Genomic DNA, 14,920 nt, shown 5'->3' with positions numbered 1-14,920 from the left:
CGAATTTGATGGGGAAGGTATGGCCCCTCCTAGAGTTCAGCTAATTAGCGAAAAGTATAGAGGGAAATATGAGCAGAAAAAAAGTGAACGAAGAAGCAATGCTTATGGATGATCCATCTATTTGATGTGTCACGGAAAGGCCTTTCTGAATGAAACTTTGAGCCATAACCTCAATTTTCTAGATTTACATCCGGCACGCAAAAGTACTTTTCACTTTTTGGAAATATATGAGACCCCTGCTTTTACTCTTTTTTGTTTTATATGTTTTAGGCCCCAGGGTGAGCCATTCACAAACGCCTGAAGGCATTGATGGATTATTTGAAGTCTGTGATTCTTTGGTCGACTATGGCTTTATGGAAGAAGCCCTGGCACTGGCCTATAAAATAACTGATGAGTCGAATAGTTTAGGGTATGAGCTTGGAAAGGCGAAAGGGTTACTGGGGTTGGCCAGGTACCACAGGGCCTATGCACAGTATGATAGTGCCTTGTATTATCTTCATTCAAGTTTGGAAATCGCTAATGTAGAAAATGCACCTTCGGTAAAGGCGATGGCGCATCGCTGGGTGGGTAAAACGTATGGTAACCTGGGACAATACGATTCTGCCATCCACCATTTTACACTTGGTGAAAAGGCCGGTGAAAGATTACCTGAAAATGATCTTTTAATTAGTATACTGGTTAATAAAACCCATGTATATAATATGATGAATGATCATAAACAGGGGCTATCGACTGCCAGACGGGCGCTTCGCCTCGCGCCAAAATCGTCATATGTAAAAAGTGATGTCTATAACGCGTTAGGCAGTTCATTTCGTGGAAATAAAAAAAATGATTCAGCACTTTACTATTATCAAAAAGCATTGGTCGTTGCTAAGGACATAGGCGTGTCGAGAAAAACTGTGGCACTCCTGAATAACATAGCTATTGTCTATGGGGAGTTGGAGAGACATCAGGAAGCACTTGATTTGTTCCTGCAAACCAAGGAAATGGATATTATGCATAGTGATACATTAGGATTGACCTACTCTCATATTGGCGTAGCCAACGCTTATCTTAATATCGGTGAAATTGATAGTGCGTTGTTCCATGCGAATAAAAGCTTGTATTGGGCCCGGTATTTAAATGCTGAGCAACGAATGGAAAAGGCCTATGAGTCATTGATCTCAATTCATAAAGAACAAGGTAATTCAGAAGAACTGGTAAGGTATTTTGATTTGTTACTAAACCTTAGAAACAAGCTTTTGGAAGATTCCAAGTATAGAACTATTAAAGAACTTGAGACCAGATTTGAGACAGAAAAAAAGGAACAGCAGATCATCTCTTTGGAACTGGAAAAACGAAATGAAGCGATCTTGCGCAATGCCTATGCCGTTGGGCTTGGTTTATCTGTATTGATTGGATTGCTTATCATTTTTGGTTTGTACGATCGAATCCGGAAGAACCGGCAGCTCCGTGAAAAAGAACGGCAAATAGCCTTAGAAAGATTTCAGTCACTCCAAAATGAACTTGACGGATACACCTGTCAACTGAAAGAAAGAACAATGCGTATTGAAGAGCTGAATGGTGAACTGGAAAAAGTGAAAGAAGAAGTATCGGAAAAGTGCCCAACCTATGACAAGACGCTGGATCGCCTGATGCAATCCACTATTCTGACTAACGATGAATGGTTTCGTTATAAACAACTGTTTAACCAGGTACACCCTGGTTTTTTCACCACGTTGAGACAGTCTCTTAAAGACCTCACAGACACTGAGGAACGCCTCATCGCACTTACCAAGCTTAATCTACAAACCAAAGAAATAGCTGCTATGCTAGGCATTTCTACGGAAAGTGTAAATAAATCCAGGTACAGGCTCAGAAAGAAACTGAATGTCTCTTCTAATGAGATGGAATCCATTGTTGCATCTCTTTAAGAAATACTTGTTTTCTTATGGTTTTGCCCGAAACTGATTTTTTTATTCAACCTATTTGCACTTAGACCTGGAATCAATATCATTTAGTTAAAGTTAAAACACTATTCTCCCGGTGATGTTCATCCTACAATAGTTAAAAGGACATTTACTATGTTTTTTTATGACAAAGATTTGATCTCAATTTCTCTTTTTCTATTCATTACTTCCGTAAAATTGAGACGGCAAAATTACGCTTGATATTGTGAATAGATTTGACATACAAAAACTTGGTAATCCAACTATTCCATCCCCTTTAAAACTAGGTTCAATTGAAGGGGATGAAGTCTTTAATTATGTAAAGGATACACATCGCATATTGTTTGATACCTCGCTGGAAGATTTCAATCAGTTAAAAGAATCCGGAGAATATCCTGACTGTGTTGAAAAAGCCGGGGCCAGAGAAAAGATTTTTTTTGATCCAACCAGTACTAAAGCTGCTATTGTTACCTGTGGAGGACTTTGTCCGGGTATTAATAATGTTATTCGTAGCATGGTAATGGGGCTTTATTATTTTTATGGAGTAAAAGATATCGTGGGTATTCCATATGGGTATGAAGGGTTTATCCCGTCCTACGGACATGGCTTTGTGAAATTAACACCGGAAAATGTCAGGGATATACATGAATTTGGAGGAACCATATTAGGTTCATCAAGAGGTGGACAGGACGTATCTGCCATGGTAGATACCATAGAAAACGAAGGAATAAACATTGTATTTGCCATTGGTGGCGATGGTACGTTGCGAGGGGCCCGTGAGATAGGGGACGAATTGCGAAGAAGAGGATCTAATGCCGTAGTAGCCGGGGTCCCAAAAACCATTGATAATGATATTAATCAGATTGAAAAGTCTTTTGGGTTTGAGACTGCGTTCAACGTGGCGAATCCCATTATAAGGGATGCTCATAATGAGGCAAAAGGGGCTTACAACGGCATTTCGATTGTAAAGCTGATGGGACGCGACAGTGGGTTCATTGCTGCTTCTGCTGCGCTGTCTATGCCTGTAGTAAATTTTGTATTGATCCCGGAAATGGATTTTAGCCTGGAGGGTAAAAACGGATTTCTGGCCAGTTTAAAGAAGCGATTGGATGACAGAAGCCATGCAGTGATCGTGGTGGCTGAAGGAGCAGGGCAGGACCTATTTGAAGGTGGTGAGCAAATTACGGATGCATCAGGAAATGTATTACATAAGGATATAGGTTTGTTGCTCAAAGAAAAAATTGATGACTATTTTAAATCGATAGACTATCGCGTTACGATCAAGTTCATTGATCCCAGCTACATCATTCGAAGCGCTCCTGCCAATGCCAATGACAGTGTATTCTGTAGCCGTTTGGCTCATCATGCGGTACATGGGGCCATGGCAGGTAAAACAAATTTTGTAGTGGGTCGATTAAATGGCCAATTTGTATATTTCCCTATTTCAGCGGTCGTTGATCAAAGGAAAAAAGTAGACCTCAGAGGGGAGTTATGGTTTTCCGTATTAGAAAGTACAGGACAGCCTTTTATCATGAAATAGCAAGCGCGTTGAGACGGAAATGACATATCCTGTATAGGTTGTGGTGCATAGTGTAAGCAATAATCGGCGTTATTAAATGAGTTGGTAGTAGGCAGTAAACAGTAGGCAAATTCATAATACCTATTGCCTACTGTCTACCTTGCGATCAATTAATCGTTATGTTCCGTGTCAATGATGATTGACCAACTCCAATGTAGCCACTTGCTATTGCTTCATTTCAATAATTACCACACCATTTTTTCCTTCTTCACCATAGCTTTCTTTCGCTTTTTCCCCTTTCAATACATTAACACTCTGGATGTCAGACGTATTAATACCATCTATGGAAGGTATTTTTCGATCGCCATTCCTGTTGCGTAAGATATACAAAGGATTATTTTCTCCCATGGTTCCATCCACCTTTAGCATTACCCGTGGATTTTCATTGATAGGTGTTATTACATTCAGTCCTTTTATGTCTTTGTCTGTTCTTAGCGCTTTCAGCTTTTCCTGCTGTGGTTCAGTTAGTTCGTTTTTGATTTTGATGAGCGTGCTGAGCTTCATCTGTTTCAACTTACTTTCAAGTTCCATGATTACCAGCATTTGTGATAAGGAAGATCGCTCATCTACCTGGGCAGGTTTTAGTTGCTTGTTCAGTGCAACGAGCTCTGCGTCAAGGTCCCACTTTAATGAGTTGAATTCGCCGATCTGGTCGCCATGTATCTTCTTTACATTGTCAACCTGCTGCTTTGAGAGGCCCAATTCAGAACGGTATTTTAATACCACGTCAGCCGAAAAGAGTTCTCTTTGTAGCGCGTCCTGTGCCCATCCGTTTATACTGCCTGCGATAAGAATAATAATTAAGAGCTTTTTCATAATGTTTTCATTTATGTGGATTAGTCGTTAAAATCATTGATTAAACTGCCGGTGGGTGATTCCCACGATGTAATGGATGTTCCATTTGAAATAAACGGCGTAGTACTGTTCTCGCCATCATCGGATAGAATGATCACGAGGTCTGCTTTTTCCTGTGTCCTTTTCTTTTTATACATACCGAAATAGACTCCTGCCAGAAGCAAAAGAGAGGCTGCTATCCCCACAGGGAGGTAGTGGATTTTTCCCGAGCGTTGTTTTTTTCTGTTGAACTCTTCAAAAGCAGGTATTTCAACCGTGTCATCATCCTTTCGCATTTTTGCGAAGAACTCTTTTATACTTTCGTCCGATCTATTCATACTTTTTCATTTAGAATGAGACCTTTCAAAGCCTCTTTACCTCGTTCATAATGTGTTCTTACCGTACCTATATGTAGTTCGGTCACGTCTGCGATTTCAGCTAATGTCATTCCATGATAAAAGGCGAGTAATAGCACCTGTTGCTGACGGTCAGATAGCCGGGCCAGTAATAATTTGTAATTAATAGAGTCAGGTTCATATTGCTCATCCGCTACTGAATTGAGTTGGTCCAGTGCTTCAAAAGGAAGGTTTTTTTTCAAATGGTCAATTGAAGTAAACCGGATTACAGAAAACAACCAGGTTTTAAACCCCGCTTGTTCGCGATAAACAGCCTTTCCTTCAAAGATCTTTAAATACGTAATTTGAAGTACTTCCCTGGCTTCATCGTGATTATAATTACAACATTGGCACGCCCACATAAACGCATCCCGGTGATGCTCCTTCAATAAACGTTCAAGTCTGTTTTTATTCATTGTTGACTATTAGTCTCTAAAACAACCTTGTTATATGACATGAAGATGATTTTTTATTTTGCATTACTTTGAGGGCTGTTCCAATGGCTCATTATCTGACCCGTGTGAATTGATCCAATTTTTTTATATTGTAAAGAAGAAGCATACGATTATACCAACGAACAAATCATGAGAAAAGTAGATGCTGCCATTGACATTCATACCTCTCCTGAACGGGTTATTAGTGCTTTCACAGAGCCCGGGATGCTCCGGGATTGGTGGGGTGTAGAACGAACCTTGATTGATAAAAAGGTTGGAGGCATTTATATGCTGACATGGAATGTCTCTGACAAAGGCTTTGGTTACGTTTCAACAGGTATCATTAAAGCCTATCGGTCTAATGAAGAATTAATCATTGAGAATTTTGCCTATCTCAACCCTGAAAAATCAATTCTTGGGCCGATGTCACTTATTGTCAAGGTTAAACAAAAAGATAGTATTTCGGAAGTATACCTTTGCCAGGATGGCTATCAATCGGGAGGAGATTGGGACTGGTATTACGAAGCTGTTCGGCAGGCATGGCCCGATATGATGCAGGTGTTGAAGAAATACCTTGAGGGCAGAGAGCCAGGCCTATGAATGGTAGAAATAGCGCTTCCAAAAGCACATGGTCGTTACCTGAAATTAGATTGCCTTTTGTAGTTTAAGGCTTTTAAGATTCATTTCACCAATTTCTATCTTTTACCAATGCATCCCTATTTAGGTATCTGGCTGAAAACGGGCAATACCGTTAATAAAGTATTGACCGGCAAGGTCAAATTCAATTTTATAATACCAGTGATTCTTGTCAGCTTTTCAAATGCGCTGGAGGCGTTGAAACTGGATTTTGGATTACCAGGTAAGATCATGGCAGTGCTGGTGGTCACAGGCATGGGTACTTTTTTTAGTACGTGTGATTCCCCGGTTAATACTGAAAGTTGGACGCTTATGGAATGGACAAGCAGATATGCGCGCCTTACAGAAAATAGTGGGTTTGATGCAGATCCCTGCTTTGTTGATCTTATTGGCACAACTGGTCCGCTTATCTTTCGGTGAAATTGCCACCCGGGATGAGATCAGCTATCCAATACAGTTTGTAGTTTGGCTGTTTGGACTCAGAATCTTTATCATTGGAATTGCCAGGGCCCAACGCTTCCATTATGGGCTGGCGTTACTAAACATAGTTTTGGTATTGATCCCACTTCTCGTTGTAGTGTTGATGTTCCACACTTAAAGAAAGGTAATTCGATTGCCTGGCACACGAAACTTTAACTGGATCATTCAAAGCCTCTTAGGTAAGCTGGGTTTTACCAATTGATGTTAACCTGTATATAACCTACACACATAATTATTCATAGGAACATCAATTCATAAATAATGGATCTTTTTTTGGTCAATTATCTACCCTCTATGGCCCTTGCGGGTTTTATCAGTTTACTATTCATTTATGCTTTTCCTGGGAAAAAGGCCCGGGGTTACTCCCCACCTGAATTTGTGAGATTTTTCCGTCTTTTTTTTCCGTTAGTGATCGTGTTTATCATACTTTTTCTTATACTAAATTCATAATAAGGATATACCGTCCATAAAGATCAAATACTTTACACTGTATAGGATATCTAAAGTACTAGCTCAATGAAGGATAAGTGAAAAGCAATAAATGCACCAAATTAAAGGTAAAATGGAGGAGGATGGCACTCTCTGTTCTGTTCGTTTTAAAATAAATATGGCCATAAAATAAACCGGCTAATGTGGACAGGATAACATAAATCGGTCCGCCATTGAAATGTGCTAAGCCAAAGATTACAGAGGCTATTAATACGCTTATTTGTGAACGATATTTAAAGGTTAACGAAGCGTATATTTTTTGCTGGATGAGTTTTCTAAACAGGGCCTCTTCAGCCATACAGGTGAAAAACAAGTTTGTAAAGACCCAGACCGGGGTGAAATAAGGAAGTTTAGGTTCAAAACGTGTATAGCCTAATAGCATAGTTAAAAACAAAAACAGTGTACACATTAACAGGAGATTTATCACTACTCTTTTGATCAAAGCAATGGATATGGGTTTTCTTTCTTGAAGACCAAAGCCAATGATAAATATGCCTATCATAGCTTTGTCCAGGTTAAGATATAAGCTGTATGGACTGGCACCATCAGATACAATGACCTTGTCCAGGTATTTGTAGTTATGGAAGCCCAGTGCAGGAAAATGCAATAGTAAAGGAACGGAAAAGAGTACAAGTAAAAGAAAGAGCACGATGTGCTTTACTTTAAAATAATAATAGGTAATACATCCCAAGAACAGGACATAACCGAAAGAAAATAATGTGGCCCGTTCAAAGAAAATAGCTAAAACAAAAGATACTCCTGCAAATACCAGCCATAAATGGGTTTTTCGAAAGAGTTTAATATAGAACCAGACCGTGATGGCCGCTAACAGCAGAAAACCATAAGTAAGTAGTATAGCTATATCCATTAGATTAACTCAAATATTTCTAATAACCCTGGTAAGTAGTGGGAGCAGAGCGCGCAATGTCTTAACCCCATCAAAACAGACCTTTAAGTTTACAAATAAGTGGATGAATTATTCCGGAAAATCTGAGTTTCCTTAGGAATGTCAAATGCAATGACAAAAATCATATCGAGGGTCTGAATGTGTCTTTAAAGTGATTTAAGCTGCAATAAAGCGCAAACAACCAAACATTTATTATGAGAAAAACCATCCGGTATTGTAGTCGCCGGGAAAGTTAATACTGCAATAGGTCGAAAAAATTATTTTGTCTAATCTCACACCATTAGATTTGGCGAAGGAAGTTTGGCGCTTCATCTTCCTAACGTTTAAACCACTAAGAAATGGCAAGTTCAATTTATGTCACATCTGCAGAAGCACACTGCGGTAAATCACTCATCTGTCTCGGTATGGCAGACTATGTGCTGAGAAAAACAAGAAGGGTATCGGTGTTCAGACCCATTATTACCTCCAACTCCAAAACAAAGCGGGACAAAAACATTGATTTACTGTTAACACAGTTCAACCTGGACCAGGACTACCAGGAAACGTATGCTTTCCGGAGTAGGGAGGCACAGGATCTGATATCCGGAGGGCAAAGTCATAAGCTACTGGATAAGATCATTCGTATGTATAAAGCCCTGGAGGCTAAAAGCGACTTTATCATTTGTGAGGGGACGGATTTTATCTCGGAGAGCAGCAACTTTGAATTTGGCCTGAATGTAGAAATTGCTAAAAACCTGGGTGTTCCGGTATTGGTGGTTGGTCGTGGAGATCAAGACCGATCTATTGAAGAGATCATCAATCCGATACAATTAGCAACGGAAAACTTTGTGAAAAATGATTGTGAGCTTCTGGGAGTAGTAGTCAACCGGGCCAATGAAGATGACACTGCCGGCCTTTTTCATGCTCTGGAGACAGAATTGGTTGTCAAAGACCTGTTTCTATCCGTAGTACCGGATAATAAACTATTAAAAAGCGCAACGGTAGGAGAGGTGGTAGAATACTTAAATGCGGAAGTGCTTTACGGACACGACCATCTGCAAAACCAGGTTTTTCGCTATTCGATAGCGGCTATGAAACTTGAAAACTACCTGGAAAAACTAACTGATAATTGTATGGTGATAACGCCTGGAGACCGGGGGGAAGTGGTCCTTGGCACCTTGCAGGCCCATAATTCCAAGAGTTATCCTAATACATCTGCCATTGTACTCACCGCAGGCCTCAAACCGAGCCCTTCCATTATGAAATTACTGGATGGATTGCCGCATAACGTTCCCATACTTTCGGTGACATCAAATACCTATGAAACGGCTACACGCCTGAGTAGTATCGATTCACACATCACGCCTGACAATAGCATCAAAATTGCCGAAAGTTTACGTGTATTTGAGACGCATGTGAACATGGAAAAAATGGAAGAGAAGTCCAATAAAGTAAAAGTACGTGGCATGACACCCCGGATGTTCCAGTATAACCTGACACAGACCGCCAGAGAACATAAGAAGCATATCGTATTAGCAGAAGGAGAAGATGAGCGTATCCTAAGAGCTACTGCACTGTTATTGGAACAGGATGTGGTAGACCTTACCTTACTCGGAAATCCGGAGAAGATGGAGCACAAAATAGCCAGCCTTGGATTAAATATAGACCTGGATAAAATAACACTGCTGGATCCCCGTTCATCTAATCTGTTCGAGACGTACGTGAACGTGTTTTATGAATTACGAAAACATAAGGGCATTAATATGGATGTGGCCAGGGATACCATGAGTGACGTATCTTATTTCGGTACCATGATGGTGTACCAGGGAGACGTCGACGGTATGGTATCAGGCGCCGTACATACTACCCAACATACCATCCGGCCGGCACTGCAATTTATCAAGACCAAGCCGGGATATGCCACGGTATCTTCAGTATTCTTCATGTGCCTGGATGATCGGGTGCTGGTTTATGGCGATTGTGCCATTAACCCGAATCCCAATGCTCAGCAACTGGCGGAAATTGCTGGTTCTTCAGCTCAAACGGCCAGGGCCTTTGGCATCGATCCTAAAGTAGCCATGCTCTCTTACTCCTCGGGAGAGTCCGGCAAAGGAGCTGATGTTGAAAAAGTACGTGAAGCTACCCAGTTGGTAAAGTCTAATGGATATGACTTTAAAGTGGAAGGACCCATCCAGTACGATGCTGCTGTAGACCTGGAAGTAGGTCTTAAGAAGATCCCCGGATCAGAAGTGGCGGGGCAGGCTACCGTACTTATCTTTCCTGATTTGAATACAGGAAACAATACCTATAAGGCCATCCAGCGTGAGACCGGAGCTATAGCTATAGGCCCGGTGCTCCAGGGATTGAACAAGCCTGTCAATGATCTCAGCCGCGGTTGTACGGTCACCGATATTGTAAATACCGTTATTATAACCGCTATCCAGTCACAAAACAATTAAGGAGCAAAGAGAAATGAAAGTTTTAGTATTAAATGCAGGCAGCTCATCGCTGAAATATCAGCTTTTTCAACTTCCTGAGAAGCAGGTGCTTGCATCCGGATCAGTAGAAAGGATCGGCGAGAGTAAAAGTGGTATAAAGCACAAAGTGTATCAAAGTGGTAGTGCCAGTGGAAAAATTACCCTGGAAGTAGAAATACCAGATCATAAAGTGGGACTTGAAAAAATAGCCAGGTTGCTGCTGCATGGGAATACATCTGTTATTAAAGACCAGGAAGAGATCGAGGTGGTGGGGCATCGTGTAGTGCATGGTGCTGAGAAATTTAGTAGACCCACTCTGGTAGATGCAGGTGTGCTGGATGAACTACGTAAATTATCTTACCTCGCCCCGTTACATAATCCTGCTAATATTACCGGTATAGAAGTATCCATGCAGGTCTTTAAGAAGGCACAGCAGGTGGCTGTTTTTGATACTGCCTTCCACCAAACGCTACCCAGTCATGTTTACCGTTATGCTGTGCCAAATGAGCTTTACACCAAGCATGGCTTTCGTGCCTACGGGTTTCACGGTACTTCCCATCGATATGTGAGTAGAGAAGCTGCCTCTTTTCTTGGCATAGATAACGATTCTTTTAATGCTATTTCCATTCACCTGGGTAATGGTTGCAGCATGACGGCTGTCAAAGAAGGCAAAAGTATCGACACGTCAATGGGACTCACGCCAATGGGTGGACTCATGATGGGTACACGGCCCGGAGATTTTGATCCGTCGCTGATCCTTTTTTTAGGACACGCGTTAAAAATGAACTTCGATGAAGTGGATAAGCTCCTCAATAAAAATAGTGGCCTGAAAGGGATCACGGGTGAAAATGACCTGAGGGAAGTGATAAAACAATATGAAGAAAATGATCCCCAGGCACAACTGGCCATTCATATGTATATCTACCGTATTCGTAAGTATATCGGGGCATATGCCGTTGCGCTGGGTAGAGTGGATGCTGTCATTTTTACAGCTGGTGTAGGTGAAAACAGTCCATTTATCCGGAAGGAAGTCTGTACTGAGTTGGACATCTTAGGCATTCAACTGGATGAGGCGCTGAATTCGGCTCCTTCCGAAGAAACTCGTGAAATTCAACATGAAGATAGCCGGGTTAAGTTATTAGTAGTACCTACCAACGAAGAGCTGGAAATAGTAAATGAAGTGGTGGAGCTAACCACGCCCGGCGAATAGGTATAATAGAAGGGAGTAATCATCGCATGATTTGCATGATTTTTATCACAAATTCGATGATTGCCCCTTATTCTATAGATTGCACCCGAAACTTATAATTCAATAATATCTGATTAATCCATACATTTCAAACGATTGCCTTTGATGTTGGAAATGTGGCCAGGATGACCTGTTAACGCTATTAAAGCCCCAATTTTGGACTTCTTTTTTCATGGGAAGCCGGCTTCAATTGTTGAGTTGTTTTGATACCTTCGCATTTTAATAACGCATTGATATTTGAAGAATGAAGAAGGTGAAAATTATAATCTGTATTGCCATACCACTACTCGTTTTAACACTTCCGTTAGAAGCTATTCCACTGGATGGTATAACAATTATTGAGCAACGCGTTATCGCCATTTTCCTGCTGGCAGCCCTATGTTGGGTGCTGGAGCCTATACCTATCTACGCAACGTCACTGGTGATCATATTCCTGGAGCTGTTACTTTTGTCTAACAAAGGGTTGATTTTTTTAAGAAGTGACGATGCGTTATTTGGTACTACCATTCCTTATAAAGATATCATGCATACCTTTGCTTCTCCCATCATTATTCTTTTCCTGGGAGGGTTTTTTCTGGCAATGGCGGCCACCAAATACCGGCTTGATCAGAATTTGGCCAGGGTGCTGCTATCTCCTTTTGGTACTACACCCAGGTATGTGCTGCTGGGAATTATGCTTATTACAGCTGTTTTTTCTATGTTTATGAGCAACACAGCTACTACTGCCATGATGTTGTCGATCCTTACTCCTGTATTAGCGTTATTTAAGGGGGACGAAAAAGGTAAAATTGCCTTTGTAATGGCGATACCTGTAGCGGCAAACATAGGTGGCATCGGTACTCCGATCGGTACTCCTCCCAATGCGGTTGCATTTAAGTACCTGACCGGAACCGATGCGATCAGTTTCGGAGAGTGGATGATGTTTGCTGTTCCTTATGTATGTGTTTTGTTATTGATAGGGTGGATTGTTCTATTGTTTATTTTTCCTATAAAAGCAGACCGGATCAAGCTGGATATAAAAGGGAGCTTCCTGCGAAATACGAAGGCCTACATCGTTTATGGCACCTTTGTTTTGACCATAGTACTTTGGTTAACTGACTTTTTGCATGGTATGAACTCTTACATTGTGGCCATGCTGCCGGTGGCGATCTTCTCACTTACCGGTATAATTAATAAAAATGATCTGCGTAATATAAGCTGGGATGTGCTCTGGCTGGTTTCTGGTGGAATTGCCTTAGGTTTAGCCTTAGATAATAGCGGTCTGGCGTCCCGCATTATTACCAGCATACCTTTTGAAAGCTTTTCACCGGTACTTATTGCATTTGCCGCTTCATTTATTGCTGCATTGATGGCGAATTTCATGTCGCATACTGCAACGGCTAATTTACTGTTACCTCTTATTGCCGTAGTCGGTAGTACTGTGCCTTCTTTAAAAGAAATTGGAGGTACCCAGATGGTGGTTCTGGTCACTACTTTTGCTTGCTCTATGGGAATGGCCTTACCCATTAGCACTCCTCCAAATGCGTTGGCTTTTGGTACAGGCTTTTTTGGTACCGGAGATATGGCTAAACCGGGAGTATTGATCGCTGTTATAGGTCTTCTATTGAGTTACCTGTTGGTGTTCATTTTAAATGTAACCGGATTTTTCGCATGAATTTTTCCCGTCAGAGTAGCCGCCATGAAGCGATCATTACCAAGTATTTCTCTGATCCGGAGCGTGAAATACAACTCAAGGCAGGGGAAGTCTTGCTTGAGCAATATGAGATAAACAACAAACTGTTTTATGTAGCTGAAGGAAAAATCTGTGGTTATTTACCGGACAAACACTTGCAGGAACCTGTTTTTGAAGCGTTGGATTCATCATTTGTAGGAGTATACAGTTTCTTTTCGGAAGACCGTAAGAGCTACTCTAAGGTGGTGGCTGAGGAAGATTCCGTGATACGTTATTTTGACGATAACCCTTTCGATTTGCCACCAGCTGATACGGAAGAACTGCTTACCTTTCTTTTTAATGTGGTGGTTGGTGAACTGCGTTCCCGGCAGCATTTTGCAGGTAATATGGCCTATGAACGCCAGGCTACTCTCCAAAAACTTATACAGACAGAAAAGCTGGCGACATTAGGGCAAATGGCGGCCGGTTTGGCCCACGAACTAAACAACGCCATAGGGTCCCTGTCAGGTAATTTACGGCAGTTGGAAGAAGACATTTCCAAAGACCTGGTGGAGGGCGAGCATCAGCAACTCGCTGATCTCTTTACGAAAGGGTTGCAGGAAGGCCAGCAATTGTCCAGCTTAGATGTGCGCAAGGCACGATCTAAATGGGAAAAGACGTATGCGTTGGATAAAGCTACCATAAAGAAATTGACAAAATCAGGGATTGACCCTGATGAGATAGCCGGAGATACGGTCAAAGCTCTTAAAGCGGCCTCTCTTTGGAACCTGGGATACCTGCTTCATGACATGAAGACGGCGGCAACTCATGCTACACATGTCATTCAATCCGTGAAATCCATGGGCATTGCCAATCAAAGCTGGTCGAAAGAGGTAAAGGTGAATAACACCATAGAAGATGCCCTTGCCATTATTCGAAGTCTGACGAAGCAGGTGACACTACAACGGCAGTTGGAAAATGAATTACCTGATATTACAGCCTGCTCCGGGGAGCTGGTACAGGTTTGGATCAACCTGGTTAAGAATGCTGTAGAAAGTCTGATTAATAACAAGGTATCCCGTCCAACCGTGCAGATCAGTACCACTCAAACGGCTGATCAAATAGTAATCGCCATTGAAGACAACGGGCCAGGTGTTCCGGGCGAACTGCGTGAGAAAATTTTTCAACCAAGCTTTACCACCAAGGTGGATGGCCTGTCGTTCGGGCTGGGTCTGGGCCTTACCATTGTCAAACGGATCATCAGTGAACATGAAGGAGACATTACACTTTTTAGTGAACCCGGGAAAACCCGATTTACCGTATACCTACCAAAAAATGTATGACATTATACTGCTATAACCATGGATAACTTATATATAATCTGCGTAGACGATCAACAGGAGGTATTAAATGCACTGGAGCAAGACCTGTCATTGTTTGATGAAAAGATGAATGTGGAAGTGTGCGATTCCGCCGGTGAGGCCCTTGAATTGATGGATGAAATTGACCAGCAGGGTGATTTTGTGGCGTTGATCATTTCTGACCAGGTAATGCCTGAAATGACCGGAACAACTTTTCTGGCGGCTGTCCGGAAAGACAGCCGTTTTCATGATACCCGGAAAATGCTGCTGACAGGTCAGGCCACCCATCAGGATACCATACAGGCCATTAATACAGGAGGTATCGTCCAATACGTTGAAAAGCCCTGGCAAAAAGACATTCTTTTGGCGAATGTTAAAACGTTGTTGTCACACTTTGTTATGACCAAAGGGCTCGACTACCAGGAGTTTATAGATTTATTGGACCAGGAAGTTATTTATCAGTGGCTTAGGAATAGGACGTAGGGTTTGGTTTATGATTGTTTTACAGGTTAAAATTTTAA

The 14,920-nt window shown here is 41.6% G+C and carries 14 protein-coding genes; 10 read left to right on the top strand and 4 right to left on the bottom strand.

The window, feature by feature from the left end; genetic code table 11:
• Window positions 1–227 precede the first annotated feature (227 nt).
• Window positions 228–1,913, top strand: coding sequence for a tetratricopeptide repeat protein (locus tag FNH22_RS06065; protein WP_143397450.1), 1,686 nt, complete (start codon window positions 228–230; stop codon window positions 1,911–1,913).
• A gap of 241 nt (window positions 1,914–2,154) precedes the next feature.
• A complete protein-coding gene (locus FNH22_RS06060) occupies window positions 2,155–3,468 on the top strand; it encodes an ATP-dependent 6-phosphofructokinase (protein WP_255517997.1) in 1,314 nt (437 codons plus the stop codon).
• A 204-nt stretch (window positions 3,469–3,672) separates the two neighbouring features.
• On the opposite strand, the gene FNH22_RS06055 is transcribed toward FNH22_RS06060, so the two are convergent.
• From FNH22_RS06055 to FNH22_RS06045, 3 genes are read right to left on the bottom strand one after another with little or no spacing between them, the layout of a single operon-like run.
• Window positions 3,673–4,323 (bottom strand): hypothetical protein, encoded by a 651-nt coding sequence (locus FNH22_RS06055; protein WP_143397448.1) that lies wholly within the window; start codon window positions 4,321–4,323, stop codon window positions 3,673–3,675.
• 20 nt (window positions 4,324–4,343) lie between these two features.
• Complete coding sequence (locus FNH22_RS06050; protein WP_143397447.1) at window positions 4,344–4,679, bottom strand: hypothetical protein; 336 nt, start codon at window positions 4,677–4,679, stop codon at window positions 4,344–4,346.
• On the bottom strand, window positions 4,676–5,152 hold the full coding sequence (locus FNH22_RS06045) for an RNA polymerase sigma factor (RefSeq protein WP_143397446.1): 477 nt from the start codon (window positions 5,150–5,152) through the stop codon (window positions 4,676–4,678). Before FNH22_RS06045 ends, FNH22_RS06050 begins: the two co-directional genes overlap by 4 nt.
• A gap of 168 nt (window positions 5,153–5,320) precedes the next feature.
• Between FNH22_RS06045 and FNH22_RS06040 the strand changes: the two genes are divergently transcribed.
• From FNH22_RS06040 to FNH22_RS06030, 3 genes are all read left to right on the top strand, one after another.
• Window positions 5,321–5,770, top strand: a complete 450-nt coding sequence (locus FNH22_RS06040; protein WP_143397445.1) for an SRPBCC domain-containing protein — start codon at window positions 5,321–5,323, stop codon at window positions 5,768–5,770.
• A gap of 108 nt (window positions 5,771–5,878) precedes the next feature.
• Window positions 5,879–6,226: a hypothetical protein gene (locus FNH22_RS06035; RefSeq protein ID WP_143397444.1), complete on the top strand. Its 348-nt coding sequence runs from the start codon at window positions 5,879–5,881 to the stop codon at window positions 6,224–6,226.
• A complete protein-coding gene (locus FNH22_RS06030; protein ID WP_143397443.1) occupies window positions 6,168–6,404 on the top strand; it encodes a hypothetical protein in 237 nt (78 codons plus the stop codon). Before FNH22_RS06035 ends, FNH22_RS06030 begins: the two co-directional genes overlap by 59 nt.
• Window positions 6,405–6,794: 390 nt before the next feature.
• Here the strand turns inward: FNH22_RS06030 and FNH22_RS06025 are convergent, their stop codons facing one another.
• Entirely contained in the window at window positions 6,795–7,643 is an 849-nt protein-coding gene (locus FNH22_RS06025; protein WP_143397442.1) for a CPBP family intramembrane glutamic endopeptidase, read from the bottom strand.
• Between the two features lie 377 nt (window positions 7,644–8,020).
• Between FNH22_RS06025 and pta the strand changes: the two genes are divergently transcribed.
• The 5 genes from pta (at window position 8,021) to FNH22_RS06000 (ending at window position 14,882) form a co-directional block, all read left to right on the top strand.
• A complete protein-coding gene (gene pta, locus FNH22_RS06020; RefSeq protein WP_143397441.1) occupies window positions 8,021–10,120 on the top strand; it encodes a phosphate acetyltransferase in 2,100 nt (699 codons plus the stop codon).
• Between the two features lie 13 nt (window positions 10,121–10,133).
• A complete protein-coding gene (locus tag FNH22_RS06015; RefSeq protein ID WP_143397440.1) occupies window positions 10,134–11,348 on the top strand; it encodes an acetate/propionate family kinase in 1,215 nt (404 codons plus the stop codon).
• 283 nt (window positions 11,349–11,631) lie between these two features.
• A complete protein-coding gene (locus tag FNH22_RS06010; protein WP_143397439.1) occupies window positions 11,632–13,041 on the top strand; it encodes a DASS family sodium-coupled anion symporter in 1,410 nt (469 codons plus the stop codon).
• Window positions 13,038–14,381 carry an ATP-binding protein gene (locus FNH22_RS06005; protein WP_143397438.1) on the top strand — a complete coding sequence of 448 codons (1,344 nt, stop codon included), beginning with the start codon at window positions 13,038–13,040 and terminating at the stop codon, window positions 14,379–14,381. The genes FNH22_RS06010 and FNH22_RS06005 overlap by 4 nt, the downstream gene beginning before the upstream one ends.
• An 18-nt stretch (window positions 14,382–14,399) precedes the next feature.
• Window positions 14,400–14,882, top strand: a complete 483-nt coding sequence (locus tag FNH22_RS06000; RefSeq protein ID WP_143397437.1) for a response regulator — start codon at window positions 14,400–14,402, stop codon at window positions 14,880–14,882.
• Window positions 14,883–14,920 lie beyond the last annotated feature (38 nt).

The organism is Fulvivirga sp. M361 (genome assembly GCF_007097395.1).
Taxonomy (GTDB): domain Bacteria; phylum Bacteroidota; class Bacteroidia; order Cytophagales; family Cyclobacteriaceae; genus Fulvivirga.
Note: the sequence above shows the minus strand (reverse complement) of the source record. Positions and strands in the feature narration are given on the sequence as shown.

Bases quoted from the DNA above. Each gene is read 5' to 3' on its own strand.
- FNH22_RS06065 (WP_143397450.1), top strand. From the start codon at position 228: ATGAGACCCCTGCTTTTACTCTTTTTTGTTTTATATGTTTTAGGCCCC.
- FNH22_RS06055 (WP_143397448.1), bottom strand. From the start codon at position 4,323: ATGAAAAAGCTCTTAATTATTATTCTTATCGCAGGCAGTATAAACGGA.
- FNH22_RS06050 (WP_143397447.1), bottom strand. From the start codon at position 4,679: ATGAATAGATCGGACGAAAGTATAAAAGAGTTCTTCGCAAAAATGCGA.
- FNH22_RS06045 (WP_143397446.1), bottom strand. From the start codon at position 5,152: ATGAATAAAAACAGACTTGAACGTTTATTGAAGGAGCATCACCGGGAT.
- FNH22_RS06040 (WP_143397445.1), top strand. From the start codon at position 5,321: ATGAGAAAAGTAGATGCTGCCATTGACATTCATACCTCTCCTGAACGG.
- FNH22_RS06035 (WP_143397444.1), top strand. From the start codon at position 5,879: ATGCATCCCTATTTAGGTATCTGGCTGAAAACGGGCAATACCGTTAAT.
- FNH22_RS06030 (WP_143397443.1), top strand. From the start codon at position 6,168: ATGCAGATCCCTGCTTTGTTGATCTTATTGGCACAACTGGTCCGCTTA.
- FNH22_RS06025 (WP_143397442.1), bottom strand. From the start codon at position 7,643: ATGGATATAGCTATACTACTTACTTATGGTTTTCTGCTGTTAGCGGCC.
- pta (WP_143397441.1), top strand. From the start codon at position 8,021: ATGGCAAGTTCAATTTATGTCACATCTGCAGAAGCACACTGCGGTAAA.
- FNH22_RS06015 (WP_143397440.1), top strand. From the start codon at position 10,134: ATGAAAGTTTTAGTATTAAATGCAGGCAGCTCATCGCTGAAATATCAG.
- FNH22_RS06010 (WP_143397439.1), top strand. From the start codon at position 11,632: ATGAAGAAGGTGAAAATTATAATCTGTATTGCCATACCACTACTCGTT.
- FNH22_RS06005 (WP_143397438.1), top strand. From the start codon at position 13,038: ATGAATTTTTCCCGTCAGAGTAGCCGCCATGAAGCGATCATTACCAAG.
- FNH22_RS06000 (WP_143397437.1), top strand. From the start codon at position 14,400: ATGGATAACTTATATATAATCTGCGTAGACGATCAACAGGAGGTATTA.